Here is a 16,376-nt window from a genome sequence, read left to right as displayed (position 1 = left end):
GAGGTGCGTCGCGCGGCCGGGCGGGAGTGTTGAGGCATGACGCTCCCAACGGTCCCTGTCCCTGCCGGCATCTCCGTGCGGCGCCGCTCGCTCCGGTTCGTCGCGATCGCCGCCTGCCTGCCGTATCTGTCCCTCAAAGCCGTCTGGATCGCCGGCGGTCACCTCGGCATCCCGGACGGCAGTCCGCTGCTGGAGCACCGGCTGACCATGGCGTTCGCCAACGGCCTGACCGTGCTGATGGACGCGGCCGTCGTCGTGCTGGCGCTGCTGCTGACCCGCCCGTGGGGCCGGCGGGTGCCGGCCTGGCTGCTCGCGGTGCCGATGTGGCTCGCCGTGGGACTGCTCGCGCCCATCATGGTGGGCTTCCCGCTGCAGCTCGTCCTGCACGGCGGCCGGGGCGGGGCCGGCGGCACGGGGGACAGGCCCTTCCTCGACGACTGGGTCTTCGGGGTGGTGTACGGCGGTTTCATCGTGCAGGGACTGACGCTGGGCACGCTGTTCGCCGGGTACGCCCACGAGCGCTGGGGGCATCTGTGGCGGGGGCGGGTGCGGGAGCTGCCGGCCGTGGGCGCGGCGCGGGGCCGGCGGCTGACGGCCGTGACGGCGGCGCTTGCCGCGCTGCTCCCGGGCGCGGTGCGGCTGTTGCGCGGCTGCGGGGCGGCCGGCCCGGACGGCGGCGACCGGTCCATGGAGTTCGTGTACGTCCTCTTCCTCGCCGCGGCCGTCACCGGTGCCGGGCAGCTCGCCTTCCGCCGGGGCCGTACGCTGCCCGTCGCCGTGCCGTTGGCTCTGGCCTGGACCGGTTCCGCGGCCGTGGCGTGCTGGGGCGGCTGGATGGCGCTGGCCTCGCTGGTGACGGGTGACCGGCCCACGGCGCTGACCGCCCTGACCTACGCTGGGCAGATGATCACCGGCCTCCTCGTGGCGAGCGTCGTCGCCCGCTTCCTCACGGACCGGCACGCCAGGGCGCCGCAGTGACCAGGGCTTTGCGGCTGCTCTTCGGCGGGCGGGCGCGGCGCCGCTGGATCCATCTGATCCTGGGCGGCGCGCTCGCCATGCCGTACGTCCTCGTCGGCTCGACCGTCGTCGGCCCGCTCATCGGCGTGGACGACGTCTTCGGTTCCCTTCCCCTGCAACTCGGCTCGTTCGCCGTCGGATTGCCGATCGCCACGGTCACCTCGCTGTTCCCGCTGACCCGGCCGCTGGAGTCGGCCGCCGTGCGGGCCCTGTGCGGCGTCGACGCGGACGCTCTGGCCACCGGCCCGGCCCGCGGCGCGGCCGAACGGGCCCGGACGGCGGCCTGGTTCACCCTGCATCTCGGCCTCGGCGGGATCATCTCGGGCATGTCGCTGTCCGTGCCGCCGTTCGCGGTGGTACTGACCGCCCTGCCCCTGTTCGCCGGGCTGCGCCACTCCCCCCTCCGCCTGCCCGAAGCCCTCGACCACGGCTGGGCGTTGGCTCTGTCTCCGGTCGCGGGCCTGGCCATGCTGTGCGCACTCGCCGGGTGCGCGGCCGGCTGCGGTGCCCTGCTGGCCCGCTGGGCACCCGCGCTGCTCGGGCCCACCCCGCAGGACCGGCTGGCCGCCGCCGAGGCACGGGCCGCCGACCTCGCCGTGCGCAACCGGCTCGCCCGCGAACTGCACGACTCCGTCGGTCACGCCCTGAGCGCCGTCACCCTGCAGGCGAGCGCGGCCCGCCGAGTCCTCGGCACCGACCCGGAGTTCGTCCGCGAGGCGCTCGCCGCCATCGAGGAGACCACCCGGCGCACGGTCGGCGAACTCGACGCCGTACTCGGTGTGTTGCGGGACGGGGACGCGCCGGGCACCGTGCCGGCGCCGACCCTCGCGACCGACCTCGACGGGCTGCTGCGCCGGACCAGGGCCGCCGGGCAGCCCGTGACGGCCACCGTCGGCCTCGACCCCGCCACGCTGCCGGCCCTGGTGTCCCGGGAGGCGTACCGGATCGTGCAGGAGGGTCTGAGCAACGCCCTGAAGCACGCCGGCGCACCGGTCGCCGTGTGCGTCCGCGCCGTGGCCGGCCACCTGGAGATCACCGTCGAGAACCCCCTGGGCACGGCCGCGGCTCCCCGCCCCGGCGGCGGCCACGGTCTGCGGGGCATCGCCGACCGGGTGCGGCTGCTGGGCGGCGCGGCGCAGGCGGGAGCCTCGGGCGGCACCTGGCGCCTGCACGTACGGCTTCCCCTGACCACGCCCGCGACGGCAGCCGGCACGCCCGCCGGACCGCTCCCGAAAGGTCCCGCATGACCCAGCCCGCCCTCCGGATCGTCCTCGCCGACGACGAGCGCATGGTCCGCACCGCCCTGCGCGCCATCCTCTCCGCCGAGCCGGGCCTGGAGGTCGTCGGCGAGGCGGCCACCGGCGCCGAGGCCGTGTCCGTGGTCCGGGAACTGCGGCCCGACGTCGTGCTCATGGACGTCCGGATGCCCGAGGCCGACGGCATCAGGGCCACCGAGCAGATCGTCGCCACCATGGAACAGCCGCCGCGGATCGTCGTCGTGACCACCTTCGAGAACGACGCGTACGTGTACGACGCCCTGCGCGCCGGTGCCGCCGGCTTCCTGCTGAAACGGTCCGACGCCGATGCCCTGGTGCAGGCGGTACGGCTGGTCGCGCGCACCGACACCCTGCTGTTCCCGTCGGCCGTGCGGTCCCTCGCGGCCCAGTACGCGCGCGGCACCGCCCCGGCCGCGCCCTGGGTGAGCAAGCTCACCGGACGTGAGCGTGACGTGCTGCGGCACATGGCCGACGGACTGACGAACGCCGAGATCGCCCGGCGGCTGGACGTGGGCCCGGCGACCGTGAAGTCGCACGTGGCGGCGGTCCTCGCGAAGACCGGCGCCCGGGACCGCACCCAGGCGGTGATCGCCGCGTACGAGGCGGGTTTCCTGAGCGGGCGATGAGAAAACGGGGCGTACGGGAACGATCGACCCCGTCCCGCTCGTCTTCGAAGCGGGATGAACAAGACGATCAGGCGAGCGTCCGTCTTCGCGCTGCTGCTCGTGCTCGCTCTGCTGGTCAGGGCGACCTGGGTGCAGTTCTACGACGGAAAGGCCCTCGCGGACGACAACGACAACCGGCGGAACGCGATCCAGACGTACTCGCGGCCGCTCGGGAACATCATCGTGGCCGGAAACGCGATCACCGGCTCGACACGGACCAAGGGGAGCGACCTCGCGTACAAGCGCACGTACAAGGACGGCAGGCTCTACGCCGCGGTGACGGGCTATGCCTCACAGGCCTATGCCCCCACCCAGCTGGAGGGCATCTACGCGGACCTGCTGAACGGCACGGACAGCCGGCTGAAGACCGTGATGGACACGCTCACCGGCAAGCGCGCCGACCCGGGCAACGTGCTCACCACGATCGACCCGGACGTGCAGAAGGCGGCGTTCCGCGCGCTCGGTGACAACAAGGGCGCGGCGGTCGCGATCGACCCGAAGACCGGCAAGGTCCTCGCGGTGGTGTCCACGCCGTCGTACGACCCCGCCTCGCTCACCGACGCCAACACGGCCGGAGCGGCCTGGAAGTCGCTGAACGCGGACAAGGACAAGCCCCTCACCAACCGCGCGCTGCGCCAGCCGCTGCCCCCGGGCTCGACGTTCAAGCTGGTCGTGGCGGCGGCCGCGCTGGAGGACGGGCTGTACAAGAACGTGGACGTGCACACCGACAGCCCCGACCCGTACACCCCGCCGGGCACCACGCATGTGCTGGAGAACGAGAACAAGTCGGCGCCGTGCAGGGACGCCTCCATCCGCGTCGCCCTGCAGTACTCCTGCAACAACGTCTTCGGTCATATGGCCGTCCAGCTCGGCCAGGACAAGGTGAGGGCCATGGCCGAGAAGTTCGGCTTCAACGACGACAAGGTCGACGTGCCGGTGCGGGCCTACGCCAGCGCGTACCCGTCCGGCATGGACAAGGCGCAGACCGCGCTGTCCGGCATCGGCCAGTTCGACGTCACCGCGACCCCGCTGCAGATGGCCATGGTGTCCGCGGCCATAGCCAACGGCGGCAAGCTGGTCTCGCCGCACATGGTGTCGCAGATCACCGACAGCGGCGGTGCCGTGCTGCAGAACTACGACGACGACGCGGACAGCAAGGAGATCGTCAGCTCCTCCACCGCCGAGCAGCTCCAGTCGGCGATGGAGACGGTGGTCAAGGAGGGTACGGGCACGAACGCCCTGGTCGACGGCGCCACCGTCGGCGGCAAGACGGGCACCGCCCAGCACGGTGAGAACAACAGCAAGACGCCGTACGCCTGGTTCACGTCCTTCGGCAAGTCCGACGGCAACGGCAAGGAAGTGGCTGTCGCGGTGATGGTGGAGCAGTCGGACGCGGCCCGGTCCGAGGTGAGCGGCAACGGCCTGGCGGCTCCGGTGGCCAAGGCGATGATGCAGGCGGCCCTGAAGTGAGCGCCCCTCACTTCACCCCGAGAAGCTGCTCCACCGGATCGATCGCGAAGTACACCAGGAACAGCGCCGAGACGCCCCACAGCAGCCAGTTGACCTCCCTGGCCTTCCCCAGCACCGTCTTGATGACGACGTAGGACAGGAAACCGGCCCCGATGCCGTCGGTGATGGAGTAGGTGAACGGCATCGCGGCGATGGTGAGGAACGCCGGGACGGCGATCTCGTACCGGTCCCAGTCGATGTGCTTGACGTGGGTCATCATCAGGAAGCCGACCGCGATCAGCGCGGGCGCCGCCGCCTGGAGCGGGACGATGGTGAGTAGCGGGGCGAGGAAGAGGGCGAGCCCGAACAGGCCGCCGGTGACCAGGTTGGCGAGGCCGGTGCGGGCGCCCTCGCCGACTCCGGCCGCGGACTCGATGTAGGCGGTGTTGGAGGAGGCGGAACCGAGACCGCCGACCGCGGCGGCGGCGCCGTCGATGAACAGCACGCGGCCGATGCCGGGCACCTGCCCCTTCTCGTCGAGCAGCCCGGCCTCCGCGCTGATGCCGACGATGGTGCCCATGGCGTCGAAGAAGTCGGACAGGACCAGGGTGAAGACCAGCAGGACGGCGGTGAGGACCCCGGCCCGGGCGAAGCCGCCGAACAGGCTGAAGTGACCGATCAGCCCGAAGTCCGGGGCGGCGACGATCCTGTCGGGGACCTTGGGCGTGGTCAGGCCCCAGCTCTTGATGTCGGCGACGGCGTTGACGCCGATCGCGACGACGGTCATCGTCACGATGCTGATGAGGATCGCGCCCTTCACCTTCCGGGCGAGCAGGGCGATGGTCAGCAGCACGCCGAGACAGAAGACGAGCACGGGCCAGCCGGTCAGCCGGCCGACCGCACCGAGCTGGACCGGCACGGTGGTGTGGGCGGCGTCCGGGATGCGGCTGACGAACCCGGCGTCGACGAAGCCGATGAACGCGATGAACAGGCCGATGCCGACGCCGATGGCCTGCTTCAGCTGCTGCGGGATCGCGTTCATGATGGCTTCCCGCAGTCCGGTGAGGACCAGGAGGCAGATGACCAGGCCTTCCAGGACCACCAGGCCCATCGCGTCGGCCCAGCTCATCAGGGGCGCCAGCTGGAAGGCGACGACGGCGTTGAGACCGAGGCCTGCGGCGATGGCGAGCGGGAGGTTGCCACCGAGACCCATGGCGACCGTCATCACACAGGCCACCAGCGCGGTGGCGGTGACGAGTTGGCCGGTGTCGAGGGAGTGGCCGAACTTGTCCTTGGCACTGCCCAGGATGATCGGATTCAGGACAAGGATGTAGGCCATGGTGAAGAACGTGGCGAAGCCGCCGCGTATCTCCCGGCCGACGGTGGATCCCCGCTCGGAGATCCTGAAGTACCGGTCCACTGACATGGTCCCACTCCTCGTCACCTGGTGATCGACATGCTGGCTGGATTGTTCCCCCGCCGGACCCGTTTCAGGTTTTCTCCGTGTTACGTAATCGCCTTCGGCCGGTTCGGCGGTCCATACGCTGTCCGACCCCCCGCACCACAGAGCTGCGCCGAGAAGAGGTCACCCGTGAGCACAGTCGTCGACGCCGCCGACGACCTGGCGGCGGATGCGCTGCTGGCGCTGTGGCACCGCTGTGGTCGGACGGCTCGGTCGACCCGCACAGCAACGACTTCTGGGCGCAGAGCGCGATCCAGCGCGGCGAGGGCCCGACCGTCTTCAGGTCGAACACCGGGAACAAGTGGTACTGGCCGGCCCCCGCCACGGCACGGTGCTGCCGGTGACGGGGGCCGAGTACGAACGGCTGCTCAAGACCTACGGATGACCGTCAGGAGACGAAGTAGGTCGGGTTCGGCAGCTTGTAGGTACGGTCGGCGTAACCGCCGTCGAGGTCCGAGTACTGGTCGCCGAAGTTGGCGATGATCTCGTAGCCGAGGTCGTCCTCGATGTGCCTGCGCGTCCCGGACTTGTACTGCACGGTCGTGCAGTTCCAGGCGGCCGGGGTGGCGCAGTCGCCCAGGTAGGCCGGCGGGTTGGCCTTGTCCTTGAGGAACATGTGGTCGGCGTCGAGGTTCACATCGGCGCCGACCTTCTTCAGGTTGGCGACCGCGGCGGCGCGCTGCGCCTCGCTGAGGCCGGAGTTGTAGAAGACCTCGACGCCCTTGGACTCGGCGTACCGGACCAGCTCGGGGCTGCCGAAGACCGCCGGGCGGTCGGCGCGGTTCACGTAGTCGCTCCACGTGGTGGGGTTGTACGTGTAGTTGTAGCGCTTCTCGTAGTCGAGGCTGAGCAGCAGCGTGTCGTCGATGTCGAAGACGACGGCCGGCTTCTCGCCGTGCCGGTGCGCCTTGCGAGCCGCCTTGTCGATGTAGCGCTCGGCGGCGGCGTCCATGTCCGCCAGGTCCTTGGCGTACGGGCTGTCCGGGGACGCCTGGTAGACGCCGTTGCTGTCGGCGGTGGTGCCGTAGTAGGTGTCGATGTCCTTCACCAACTGCCCTATGTTGTAGGGCTCGTGGGTGGAGTTCGCCGTCGACTGACCGGCGGTGGCAGCGCCCGCGCCGTACAGCGCGACACCGGCAAGAGCACAGGCGGCACCGGCGGCGACGACTCTGTGGGACTTCCGCATGGATTCTCCGGATCTGGTGGATGAGAGTGATGTACCAGGTCAGAGAATGTCTACGCGCATAACACCTTGCTCTGCGAGTCGTGTTATCCGATCGATACGAGAAAAGGAACATCACCCATGCAGTACGACGCCGCAGGGGCCCACGGGCCGTCACCGGTGATCCTCGCCGTCTTCGCCGTGGCCGGCCTGGTCACCCTGTGGTGCGGTGTGAACTGGGCTTTCGACGTGCGCGGGATCACCACGAGCAGGTCCGAGCGGATTCGGCGCAGGAACGAGGAGAGGTGGGCGGCCGTGGGTCGTCCCGGCGGGTCGCCCACGCTCTTCGCGTCCGCCGGCTATCTGCGGTTCCTGGGTGCGGTGATGGCGTTCGCGGGCGCGCTCCTGCTGGTCGCCACGTACGCGCTGTGGCATCTGAACTGATCGGGCGCGCCCGCCGGGCGTCAGCCCCACCCCGTTCGCCGACCCGGCCTGGCCGGCGCCGATTTGGGGGCGGTTCTCCGGGACGGTGACGGCCGCGCCGGGCCCGGTGTTCCGGTACTCGGCGAACCGCTGCCGCCGCCACGGGTGGGCGGCCGACATGTCGGTGTAGGGCGCGACCGCGTCGATGCCGGCCCGAGCCAGGTGTCGCGGACGGTGAGCATCGGGCGGGCGGTGGGATCGGAGCCGGGTACCCAGGGGCGGGCCAGTTGGTAGGACGCGTCGGGGGCCCGGCTGCTCACCCGGCTCCGCAGGACCAGGTACCCGCGGGCTGGCGACGGCCGTGGAGGGAGCGAGGACGAAGCTGCAGGAAGCGCTTGCCGGACAGACATGGGTGAAGCGCTTCGACGGGTGGTGTGCGGGGGTCAGCCGGCGTACGGGTCCGGCACCTGGCCCGGCCGGGCCAGGAACTCGAAGTCGCAGCCGGTGTCGGCCTGGGTGATGTGCCCGTTGTAGAGGACGCCGTAGCCGCGCTCGTACCGGGCGGGCGGCGGCGTCCAGGCGACCCGCCTGCGCTCCAGCTCCTCGCCGTCCACGTGGAGACGGAGGCTGCGGGCCCCGACGTCCAGGGTGATGAGGTCCCCGGTGCGCACGAGCGCGAGCGGGCCGCCGATGTACGACTCGGGGGCCACGTGCAGCACACAGGCGCCGTAACTCGTGCCGCTCATCCGGGCGTCGGAGATCCGGACCATGTCCCGCACCCCCTGCTTGAGCAGGTGGTCGGGGATGGGGAGCATGCCGTACTCGGGCATGCCGGGGCCGCCCTTGGGCCCGGCGCCCCGCAGCACCAGCACGCTGTCGGCGGTGATGCCGAGGGCGGGGTCGTTGATGGTGCGCTGCATGGTCCTGTAGTCGTCGAAGACGACGGCGGGCCCGGTGTGCCTCAGCAGTCGGGGTTCGGCGGCGATGTGCTTGATGACCGCGCCGTCCGGGCAGAGGTTGCCGCGCAGGACCGCGACCCCGCCCTCGCTCGCGACCGGGTTGTCACGGGGGCGGATGACGTCGTCGTCGTGCACCCGGGCGCCCCGCAGCTGCTCGCGCAGGGTGTCGTACGAAACGGTCGGCCGGTCCAGGTGGAGCAGGTCGGTGATCCGGGACAGGAAACCGGGCAGGCCGCCCGCGAAGTGGAAGTCCTCCATCAGGTACTTCTGGCCGCCGGGGCGGACGTTGGCGAGGACGGGCACGGTCCGGGCGATGCGGTCGAAGTCGTCCAGGGTGAGCTTCACCCCGGCCCGGCCGGCCATGGCGATCAGATGGATGACGGCGTTGGTGGAGCCGCCGAGCCCCAGCACCGTCGTGACCGCGTCCTCGAACGCCTCACGGGTGAGGATCCGCGACAGCCTCCGGTCGCCGCGTACCAGTTCCACGGCGGTCATCCCGGCCTTGGCGGCCATCCGGTCGTGCCCGGAGTCGACGGCGGGAATGCTCGACGCGCCCGGCACGGTCACGCCGAGGGCCTCGGCCGCGGCGGTCAGCGTGGACGCCGTACCCATGGTCATGCAGTGCCCCGGGGAGCGCGCGAGCCCGCTCTCCAGCTCGCTCATCTCGCAGTCGCCGATGAGGCCCGCCCGCTTGTCGTCCCAGTACTTCCACATGTCCGTACCGGATGCGAGCACCTCGCCCCGCCAGTGCCCCGGCAGCATGGGCCCGGCGGGCACGAAGACGGCGGGCAGATCGGCGCTGGCCGCGCCCATCAGCAGCGCGGGCGTGGACTTGTCGCACCCGCCCATCAGCACGGCCCCGTCGACCGGATAGGACCGCAGCAGTTCCTCGGTCTCCATCGCCAGCAGGTTCCGGTAGAGCATCGGCGTCGGCTTCTGGAAGGTCTCGCTGAGCGTCGAGACCGGGAACTCCAGCGGAAAACCGCCGGCCTGCCACACCCCCCGCTTCACCGCCTGGGCGCGGTCCCGCAGGTGCGCATGGCACGGGTTGATGTCGGACCACGTGTTGAGCACGGCGATCACGGGCTTGCCGAGGTGTTCCTCGGGCAGATACCCGAGCTGCCGGGTCCGGGCCCGGTGGCTGAAGGACCGCAGCCCCCCGGTGCCGTACCACTGGTGGCTCCTGAGCCGTTCGGGGCTCGTACGGGGCGCGTTCACATGGACCACCCGGCGGCGATGGCGGCGACCTCGGCGCGCTCGTCCTCGGGCAGGGGCCTGCTCGGCGGGCGGACGTCGCGGCGGCACAGGCCGAGTGCGGAAAGGGCTTCCTTGACGACGGTGACGTTGTTGGCGGAGCCGTGCGCGGCCCGGAGTTCCTCGAAGCGGCGGATCTGCTCCCACACCTTCATGGCGGCCGGGTAGTCGCCGCATCGAAGCGCTTCAATCATGTGCAGCGAAACGGCGGGGGTGACGTTCACGAGCCCGGAGGTGAAGCCGGTGGCGCCTGCCGAGAAGTAGGAGGGGGCGTACGGCTCGGCGAGACCGGCGACCCAGACGAAGCGGTCGAGACCCGCGTCGCGCGCGAAAGCGGCGAAGCGGGCGGCATCCGGGACGGCGTACTTGACCCCGACGACGTTCGGGCAGCGGTCGGCGAGTTCGGCGAGCCGGGCGCCGGGCAGCTGGGCGTTGCGGATGTACGGCACCACGCCCAGCTCGGGCACGGCCTCGGCGATGGCGCGGTGGTAGTCGACCCAGCCGGCCGCCGAGACGTAGGGGTGGACGGGCTGGTGGACCATGACCATCCCGGCGCCGAGGTCGCGGGCGTGCCGGGCGGAGGCGACGGCGGTGGGCAGGTCGTGGCCGACACCGACGAGGATCACGGCGCGCTCGCCCGCCTCCTCGATGGTCGACTCGGTGATCAGGCGGCGCTCTTCGGGAGTGAGGGCGTAGAACTCGCCGGTGTTGCCGTTGGGCGTGAGGGTGCGGATCCCGCCGTCGAGCAGGCGACGCAGGAGGGCCCGGTGGGTGTCCTGCTCGACGGTGCCGTCCTCGGCGAAGGGAGTCACCGGGATGGCCACCACGTCGGCCAGGGCCGCCCGTTGGGCCTCGAACGTCACGCCGCTCATTGATGACCCTCCTGTGCGTGGGGGTCGGTGGCCTCGGCGGCCTCGGTGCCCGCGGGGAACGCGCGCCGGACGAAGGAGGCGATGTGGGCGTGCAGGGCGCGCGCCGCGCCGTCGGCGTCGCCGTCGAGCGCCATCCGCAGGATCTCCCGGTGCTCGGCGGCCTCCCGCTCCCAGGAGGGGTCGGCGGCCCAGGCGACGGCGGAGACCAGCGCGGCCTGGTCGCGGACCTCGTCCAGCATCCGACCGAGCAGCGGATTGCCGCACGGCAGATACAGGGCGCGGTGGAACTCCCGGTTGGCGAGCGACCGTTCGGCGGTGTCGGTGGCGTGGTCGGCCCGGTCCAGCGCGTCGCGCGCGGCGTCGAAGGGGGCGCCGCGCCCCACGGCCCTGCGCAGCGCCTCCGGTTCCAGCAGCAGCCGCACGTCGTACACCTCGCGCGCCATGTCCGCGTCCACCATGCGCACCGTGACGCCCTTGTACTGGCTCATCACGACGAGACCGGTCCCGGCGAGGGTCTTCAGCGCCTCCCGCACCGGGGTCTTGGACACCCCGAACTGCGCGGCCAGCTCCGTCTCGACCAGGGCCTGACCGGGCGTCAACCGCCCGGTCAGGATGCGGTGTTTGATCGCGTCCAGCACATACTGCGTGCGGGACGGGATCGGCGTGGGCACAGAGGTCATGCGGCCCTCTCGGATCTCACCTGTCGCGTCTCATATATGACGTACGAAGTACGACGCGATGAAAGTAGGAGGGGGCCGGGGATTCGTCAATGCTTCTGACAAAAGATAGGCGGGGGCGGGGGGAACTCGGGGTGGCCCCTTGCTAGGGGCGCGCCTGGGGATCCCGCCCGCTCAGGCCCACCGCCCGGTCCAGCAGGGGCGCCTCCGGCGGGACCGGGACGACCGGGCCGAACAGGCCGTTTCCGCGGTTCGGGTCCTCGGCGGCCGCGAGGAGGAAGCCGTGGGCCGAGTCCAGGGCGGCCGGGTCGGGAGCGTAGGGCCGGCCGGTGGCGCGGGCCAGGTCCCAGCCGTGGATCACCAGTTCGTCGGCGACGACCGCACCGGCGACCTCGCCCGGCAGGTCCACCCCGCCCGCGCGGGTCATGCCGGTCCAGGCGGCCGGGTCACGCCAGGCGTCGGCGAGTTCGTCCAGGGCCTTGGGCAGCTCCTCGCGCCAGCCGGGGCCGATGTCCGGGACGGCGGCGTTCGGGCTGGTGTCGGTCGTCGCGCCGAGGTCCTTGCGGGCCGCGTCGCGGAAGGCCACGGAGAGCATGTGGATGTGGCCCAGCAGATTCCGCACCGCGCAGTCCGGACACGGTGTGGGGGCGGACAGCTGCTCGTCGGTCACGGACTCGGCGAGCCGCGCCACGATCCGGGCCTGCGGGCCGAGGTCGACCATGGTCATGTCGCACTCCTTCGGGGTTGCGCCGCTTGTACGCAGGGATGACCGGCCGGCACGAGGAAACTCATCGGTGCGGTGCCGGGCGGGGGGATCCCCGCCCGCGGCCGCGGCGCCCCGCGAGCTCGCGACCCCCCAGGCGCTGTACGGTGTCGCGCCGCTGGGGGCGGCGGCTTCGCCGGCTCAGCGCGCGGACAGCGCCGCGCGCACCGCGGCGAGGTCCGAGTCCGACGCCAGCCCCGCGTGGTAGAGCCGCAGCTCCGTCGCCCCCCGCGCACGCGCGCGTGCCGCGTCCGCCGTGAGGGAGCCGGGACTTCCGCCCATCCCGGAGACGACGGTGAGGTTGGCGGCCAGCACCGTCCGCTCCCCGGCCTGTTCGGCGAACGGCCCGAGCAAAGCCGTCCCGCCCGTGCAGGGCACCACCACACCGTCGGCGACGGACAGGACGCGCACGGGGTCGACGCCGGCGTTGGCACCGCAGTGGTGGGAGACCGGGTCGGCGTGCAGCAGGACCTGGAAGCCGGCCGGTGCGGCGGCGCGTACGGCGGCGACGGCCTCCTCCTGGAGGGTGCCCGCCGTGTCGTCACGCCACGCGCGCGTGCGGGCGGCCGTCTCCGCACCGAGCAGCTGGGCGACCGTGGGCCAGCCCTCGTCGTCCGCCGTGCCCCGCCACAGCGGCTCCAGCGCGGCGCGCACGGAACCGGCCAACTCGTCCGGGTCGAGGCCCCGGGTGCCGTACCCGGCGCGGCAGGACGGGCAGAAGCACAGGGACATCAGGTACTGCCCGGCCTCCCCCAGCCCCACCCCGGCGGTCTTGTCGTGGGCGTGCAGGTGCTGCAGCCCGTACCAGCCGAGGGACTCCAGCTCGGTGCCGTGCGCGCCGGGGCGTACGGCGGCCTCGGCGGCCAGGTCGACCAGGTACGCGCGCGTGGCCGGCTGGGCGATGCAGGGCGCCCAGGGGTAGGGGTCGCCGTAGGCGTTGACGACCGAGGTGTCCGGGTGTTCGGCGCCCAGGCGGGAGTTGTGGGCGAGGACGACCCAGGTGTGCACCTCCAGGCCGGCCGCGGCGAGCGCCCGCGCGGCCTCCCCGTAGGCGTCACCGGGGGCCCAGCGGCCGGCGGGGTACGGCCTGAGACCACGGCCCGCCCAGCGCTCGCCCGCCGGGTAGAGGACGGCCGCGTACTCGGCGGTGACGATGCGGTGGCGAGGATGGCGGGGGGTCAGGGCACGGGTGGAGTGGTAGGCCGCGGCGAGGGTCACCTGCTCGACGCCGAGCCCGGCGATGCGTGCCGGGGCCCGGGGGTCCCCGTTGACGTCCCAGGGGTAGACGAACGCCGACGCCTTCACGCGACCTCCTCCGAGCCGTACGGACGCTCGCTCACGCGTCCTCCTCCAGCAGTTCGTATCCCCGCTCGATCAGCCGGGCGAGTCGTTCGACGTGGTCCTCGGCCGGCTCCTGCAGCGGGGGCCGGACCTCGCCGACGTCCAGGCCGCGCAGCCGTACGCCCGCCTTGACGAGCGAGACGGCGTAGCCACGGCCCTGGGCGCGCAGTTCCACGAACGGGCGGTAGAAGCCGTCCAGCAGGCGCTGGAGGGTCGCCGTGTCGCCCGCGGCCAGGGCCCGGTGGTAGGCGAGGGCGATCTCGGGGGCGAAGCAGAAGACGGCCGAGGAGTACAGGGTGACGCCGAGGGCGTGATAGGCGAGCTGGGTCTGCTCGGCGGTGGGCAGGCCGTTGAAGTACAGGAAGTCACCGGGGGCCTCGGTGCGTACGGCGCTGATGGTCCGCTGCATCAGATCGAGGTCGCCGAGGCCGTCCTTGAGGCCGGTGATCCCCTCGGTGCGGGCGAGTTCCACCACCGTCCGCGGGGTGAAGACGGCGTTGTCGCGCTGGTAGACGATCACCGGCAGGGCGGTGGCCGCGGCGATCTCCCGGTAGTGCCGCAGCAGTCCCTCCTGGCCGGCGAGGACGAGGTACGGCGGCATGGCGAGGAGGCCGTCGGCACCCGCCGCCTCGGCGAGACGCGCGTAGCGGACGGCGAGCGCGGTGCCGTAGCCGGTGCCCGCGACGACCGGGACCCGTCCGCCCGCCGCCTCCACGGCCACCCGGACGCAGGCCTCGAACTCCTCCGGCAGCAGCGCGTGGAACTCCCCGGTGCCGCAGCAGGCGAACACCGCGGCGGCGCCGGCCGTGACACCCCGGCGGACATGGGTGCGGTAGGCGTCGAGGTCGAGTGAGCCGTCGCAGCCGTAGGCCGTGACGGGGAAGAAGAGCGGCCCGCGGGGATCTCTGAGCCGTTCGTTGAGAGGGGCTGGTGTCACGGGATCTCCCTGGAGACACGTCGGTGCATATTTATGATCAGCGTCCACATTTCTGAACTCGACCACGCTAAGGGCCCCCTTGTGGCGGGTCAAGCGGGCGAACCCGCCACCCATCAGCGAATCCGCGCAGATCAGAGGAGACTTGACGGCGCACCGCGAACCTTCCTAGCGTGTCCACACATGTGAATATCGTCCACAAGGAGAACCACGAATGCCCGCTCCCCGCACCGTTCTGCTCACCGGCGCCGCCGGCGGGCTCGGCACCCTGATGCGAGCCCTGCTGCCGGGGTACGGCTACACACTGCGCCTGTTCGACGTGCGCGCCGTCGAGGGCGAGCCGGACGCGATCACCGCCGACCTCGCCGACACGGAGGCGCTGCGCGAGGCCGTGCGGGGCGTGGACGCGGTCCTCCACCTCGCGGGCATCTCGCTGGAAGCCCCCTTCGAGAAGATCCTGCGGTCCAACATCGCGGGCACCTACAACCTCTACGAAGCCGTCCGCCAGGAGGGCGTGCCCCGGATCGTCTTCGCCTCCTCCAACCACGCCGTCGGCTTCACACCGGCCCCGCGCCCGGGCGAGCCGCCCATCCCGGTCGACACCCCCCGCCGCCCGGACACCTTCTACGGCCTGTCCAAGTCCTTCGGCGAGGACCTCGCCCAGCTGTACTGGGACAAGCACGGCCTGGAGACCGTGTCCGTGCGCATCGGCTCCTGCTTCCCGGAGCCCACCAGCGTGCGGATGCTCTCGGTGTGGATGAGCCCGGCCGACGGCGCCCGCCTCTTCCACGCGGCGCTGACCGCCGAGGAGGTCGGCCACACGGTCGTGTACGGCTCCTCCGCCAACACCCGGCTGTGGTGGGACCTCACCAGCGCACGGGCGCTCGGGTACGAGCCGCGCGACGACTCCGAGCCGTACGCCGAGAAGCTGATCGCCGAGCAGGGCGAGCTGGACCCGGAGAACCCGGCGCACAGCCACCTCGGCGGGCACTTCGTGAACGACCCGCCGATCTGGCCGTACTGACCTCACCGTCGGCCCGCGGGGCCGAAAACGATCGCTCACGCGTGCGGGCGGGCACCGAACGGGCCCGCCCGCCGCCGTATTCGGGCATCCGCGGCGCCCGCTCCCACCCCGCCGCGCACGGCTTCGCAGGTCCGGGCCGGGCGGCCCGTCCGGCAGACGGGCACATCCGGGCAGCATCGGACCGCCGGCAAGCCTGGTCAGCGGCGCACGCCCCCGGTAGAAACTTGCCCAAGGCCCGAACGGGCAGCTCCGCGGGAAGGTGGGTGACACCATGAGCACGAGGACGGCGGAAGAACGCCAGCGCGAGATCGTGCGGGCCGCTCGCGTGAGCGGCTCGGTCGACGTCACCGCGCTCGCCGCCGCACTGGGCGTCGCCAAGGAGACCATCCGGCGCGATCTGCGCGCCCTGGAGGACCACGGCCTGGTCCGTCGGACGCACGGCGGCGCCTATCCGGTGGAGAGCGCCGGTTTCGAGACGACCCTCGCCTTCCGTGCCACCAGCCACGTGCCCGAGAAGCGCCGGATCGCCGCCGCCGCGGCCGAGCTACTCGGGGACGCGGAGACGGTCTTCGTGGACGAGGGATTCACCCCGCAGCTCATCGCCGAGGCCCTGCCGACCGACCGGCCGCTGACGGTGGTCACCGCGTCCCTGCCGGTCGCGGGCGCCCTGGCGGAGGCCGAGCAGGTCTCGGTGCTGCTGCTCGGCGGCCGGGTGCGGGCCGGCACGCTGGCCACCGTCGACCACTGGACGACGAAGATGCTCGCCGGTTTCGTCCTCGACCTCGCCTACATCGGCGCCAACGGCATCTCCCGCGAGTACGGCCTGACCACGCCCGACCCGGCGGTCAGCGAGGTCAAGGCACAGGCCGTCCGGGCCGCGCGCCGCACCGTCTTCGCGGGCGTGCACACCAAGTTCGGTGCGGTCAGCTTCTGCCGGTTCGCCGAGATCGGCGCGCTGGAGGCGATCGTGACGAGCTCCCAGCTCCCGGCCGCCGAAGCCCACCGCTACTCCCTGCTGGGCCCGCAGGTCATCCGGGTCTGAAAGTCCACCTCGTCCCCGTCAGGGGCGTCCCCCGTCTCTCTGTGCCCCTTATATC

At 72.1% G+C, this 16,376-nt stretch carries 16 protein-coding genes and 1 pseudogene; 8 read left to right on the top strand and 9 right to left on the bottom strand.

Annotation, left to right across the window (positions count from 1 at the left end):
- Positions 1–36: 36 nt before the first annotated feature.
- From ACWC94_RS25410 to ACWC94_RS25395, 4 genes are read left to right on the top strand one after another with little or no spacing between them, the layout of a single operon-like run.
- Positions 37–978, top strand: a complete 942-nt coding sequence (locus tag ACWC94_RS25410) for a hypothetical protein (protein ID WP_450799296.1) — start codon at positions 37–39, stop codon at positions 976–978.
- The gene (locus ACWC94_RS25405; RefSeq protein ID WP_450799294.1) at positions 975–2,264 is read left to right on the top strand and encodes a sensor histidine kinase; all 1,290 of its coding nucleotides are present in this window, start codon (positions 975–977) and stop codon (positions 2,262–2,264) included. The genes ACWC94_RS25410 and ACWC94_RS25405 overlap by 4 nt, the downstream gene beginning before the upstream one ends.
- Positions 2,261–2,920 (top strand): response regulator, encoded by a 660-nt coding sequence (locus tag ACWC94_RS25400; protein WP_450799292.1) that lies wholly within the window; start codon positions 2,261–2,263, stop codon positions 2,918–2,920. The genes ACWC94_RS25405 and ACWC94_RS25400 overlap by 4 nt, the downstream gene beginning before the upstream one ends.
- A gap of 54 nt (positions 2,921–2,974) precedes the next feature.
- On the top strand, positions 2,975–4,429 hold the full coding sequence (locus ACWC94_RS25395) for a peptidoglycan D,D-transpeptidase FtsI family protein (RefSeq protein ID WP_450799290.1): 1,455 nt from the start codon (positions 2,975–2,977) through the stop codon (positions 4,427–4,429).
- 7 nt (positions 4,430–4,436) lie between these two features.
- On the opposite strand, the gene ACWC94_RS25390 is transcribed toward ACWC94_RS25395, so the two are convergent.
- Positions 4,437–5,834, bottom strand: a complete 1,398-nt coding sequence (locus ACWC94_RS25390) for an NCS2 family permease (RefSeq protein WP_450799288.1) — start codon at positions 5,832–5,834, stop codon at positions 4,437–4,439.
- Between the two features lie 221 nt (positions 5,835–6,055).
- On the opposite strand from ACWC94_RS25390, the gene ACWC94_RS25385 reads away from it, so the two are divergent.
- Positions 6,056–6,214, top strand: coding sequence for a hypothetical protein (locus ACWC94_RS25385; RefSeq protein ID WP_450799286.1), 159 nt, complete (start codon positions 6,056–6,058; stop codon positions 6,212–6,214).
- 44 nt (positions 6,215–6,258) lie between these two features.
- Here ACWC94_RS25385 and ACWC94_RS25380 read toward each other — a convergent pair whose 3' ends face one another.
- A complete protein-coding gene (locus tag ACWC94_RS25380; protein WP_450799284.1) occupies positions 6,259–7,056 on the bottom strand; it encodes an HAD family acid phosphatase in 798 nt (265 codons plus the stop codon).
- Between the two features lie 117 nt (positions 7,057–7,173).
- Here ACWC94_RS25380 and ACWC94_RS25375 point away from each other — a divergent pair, with 117 nt between their 5' ends.
- Positions 7,174–7,476, top strand: a complete 303-nt coding sequence (locus ACWC94_RS25375; protein ID WP_450799282.1) for a hypothetical protein — start codon at positions 7,174–7,176, stop codon at positions 7,474–7,476.
- 39 nt (positions 7,477–7,515) lie between these two features.
- On the opposite strand, the pseudogene ACWC94_RS25370 reads toward ACWC94_RS25375, so the two are convergent.
- From ACWC94_RS25370 to ACWC94_RS25340, 7 genes and pseudogenes are all read right to left on the bottom strand, one after another.
- Positions 7,516–7,851 (bottom strand): annotated as a pseudogene (locus ACWC94_RS25370) (pectinesterase family protein); the annotation flags it as partial.
- Between the two features lie 47 nt (positions 7,852–7,898).
- Positions 7,899–9,632 (bottom strand): L-arabinonate dehydratase, encoded by a 1,734-nt coding sequence (araD, locus tag ACWC94_RS25365; protein WP_450799280.1) that lies wholly within the window; start codon positions 9,630–9,632, stop codon positions 7,899–7,901.
- On the bottom strand, positions 9,629–10,540 hold the full coding sequence (locus ACWC94_RS25360; protein ID WP_450799278.1) for a dihydrodipicolinate synthase family protein: 912 nt from the start codon (positions 10,538–10,540) through the stop codon (positions 9,629–9,631). Before ACWC94_RS25360 ends, araD begins: the two co-directional genes overlap by 4 nt.
- Entirely contained in the window at positions 10,537–11,220 is a 684-nt protein-coding gene (locus tag ACWC94_RS25355) for a GntR family transcriptional regulator (RefSeq protein ID WP_450799276.1), read from the bottom strand. Before ACWC94_RS25355 ends, ACWC94_RS25360 begins: the two co-directional genes overlap by 4 nt.
- A gap of 142 nt (positions 11,221–11,362) precedes the next feature.
- Positions 11,363–11,944, bottom strand: a complete 582-nt coding sequence (locus tag ACWC94_RS25350; protein ID WP_450799274.1) for a TIGR03086 family metal-binding protein — start codon at positions 11,942–11,944, stop codon at positions 11,363–11,365.
- 177 nt (positions 11,945–12,121) lie between these two features.
- The gene (locus tag ACWC94_RS25345) at positions 12,122–13,285 is read right to left on the bottom strand and encodes a hypothetical protein (RefSeq protein WP_450799272.1); all 1,164 of its coding nucleotides are present in this window, start codon (positions 13,283–13,285) and stop codon (positions 12,122–12,124) included.
- A gap of 31 nt (positions 13,286–13,316) precedes the next feature.
- The gene (locus tag ACWC94_RS25340) at positions 13,317–14,258 is read right to left on the bottom strand and encodes a 5-dehydro-4-deoxyglucarate dehydratase (RefSeq protein WP_450799270.1); all 942 of its coding nucleotides are present in this window, start codon (positions 14,256–14,258) and stop codon (positions 13,317–13,319) included.
- 211 nt (positions 14,259–14,469) lie between these two features.
- Between ACWC94_RS25340 and ACWC94_RS25335 the strand changes: the two genes are divergently transcribed.
- Both ACWC94_RS25335 and ACWC94_RS25330 read left to right on the top strand, forming a co-directional pair.
- Positions 14,470–15,279 carry an NAD-dependent epimerase/dehydratase family protein gene (locus tag ACWC94_RS25335; RefSeq protein ID WP_450799268.1) on the top strand — a complete coding sequence of 270 codons (810 nt, stop codon included), beginning with the start codon at positions 14,470–14,472 and terminating at the stop codon, positions 15,277–15,279.
- Positions 15,280–15,550: 271 nt separating this feature from the next.
- Positions 15,551–16,321, top strand: a complete 771-nt coding sequence (locus tag ACWC94_RS25330) for a DeoR/GlpR family DNA-binding transcription regulator (RefSeq protein ID WP_450799266.1) — start codon at positions 15,551–15,553, stop codon at positions 16,319–16,321.
- The last annotated feature ends 55 nt before the right edge of the window (positions 16,322–16,376 follow it).

The organism is Streptomyces sp. NPDC001135 (genome assembly GCF_053598395.1).
This window is presented reverse-complemented; position numbering and strand designations above follow the sequence as displayed.

Excerpts from the sequence above, each read along its gene's own strand:
- ACWC94_RS25410 (WP_450799296.1), top strand. The coding sequence starts at position 37 with ATGACGCTCCCAACGGTCCCTGTCCCTGCCGGCATCTCCGTGCGGCGC.
- ACWC94_RS25400 (WP_450799292.1), top strand. The coding sequence starts at position 2,261 with ATGACCCAGCCCGCCCTCCGGATCGTCCTCGCCGACGACGAGCGCATG.
- ACWC94_RS25395 (WP_450799290.1), top strand. The coding sequence starts at position 2,975 with ATGAACAAGACGATCAGGCGAGCGTCCGTCTTCGCGCTGCTGCTCGTG.
- ACWC94_RS25390 (WP_450799288.1), bottom strand. The coding sequence starts at position 5,834 with ATGTCAGTGGACCGGTACTTCAGGATCTCCGAGCGGGGATCCACCGTC.
- ACWC94_RS25380 (WP_450799284.1), bottom strand. The coding sequence starts at position 7,056 with ATGCGGAAGTCCCACAGAGTCGTCGCCGCCGGTGCCGCCTGTGCTCTT.
- ACWC94_RS25375 (WP_450799282.1), top strand. The coding sequence starts at position 7,174 with ATGCAGTACGACGCCGCAGGGGCCCACGGGCCGTCACCGGTGATCCTC.
- ACWC94_RS25360 (WP_450799278.1), bottom strand. The coding sequence starts at position 10,540 with ATGAGCGGCGTGACGTTCGAGGCCCAACGGGCGGCCCTGGCCGACGTG.
- ACWC94_RS25355 (WP_450799276.1), bottom strand. The coding sequence starts at position 11,220 with ATGACCTCTGTGCCCACGCCGATCCCGTCCCGCACGCAGTATGTGCTG.
- ACWC94_RS25350 (WP_450799274.1), bottom strand. The coding sequence starts at position 11,944 with ATGACCATGGTCGACCTCGGCCCGCAGGCCCGGATCGTGGCGCGGCTC.
- ACWC94_RS25335 (WP_450799268.1), top strand. The coding sequence starts at position 14,470 with ATGCCCGCTCCCCGCACCGTTCTGCTCACCGGCGCCGCCGGCGGGCTC.
- ACWC94_RS25330 (WP_450799266.1), top strand. The coding sequence starts at position 15,551 with ATGAGCACGAGGACGGCGGAAGAACGCCAGCGCGAGATCGTGCGGGCC.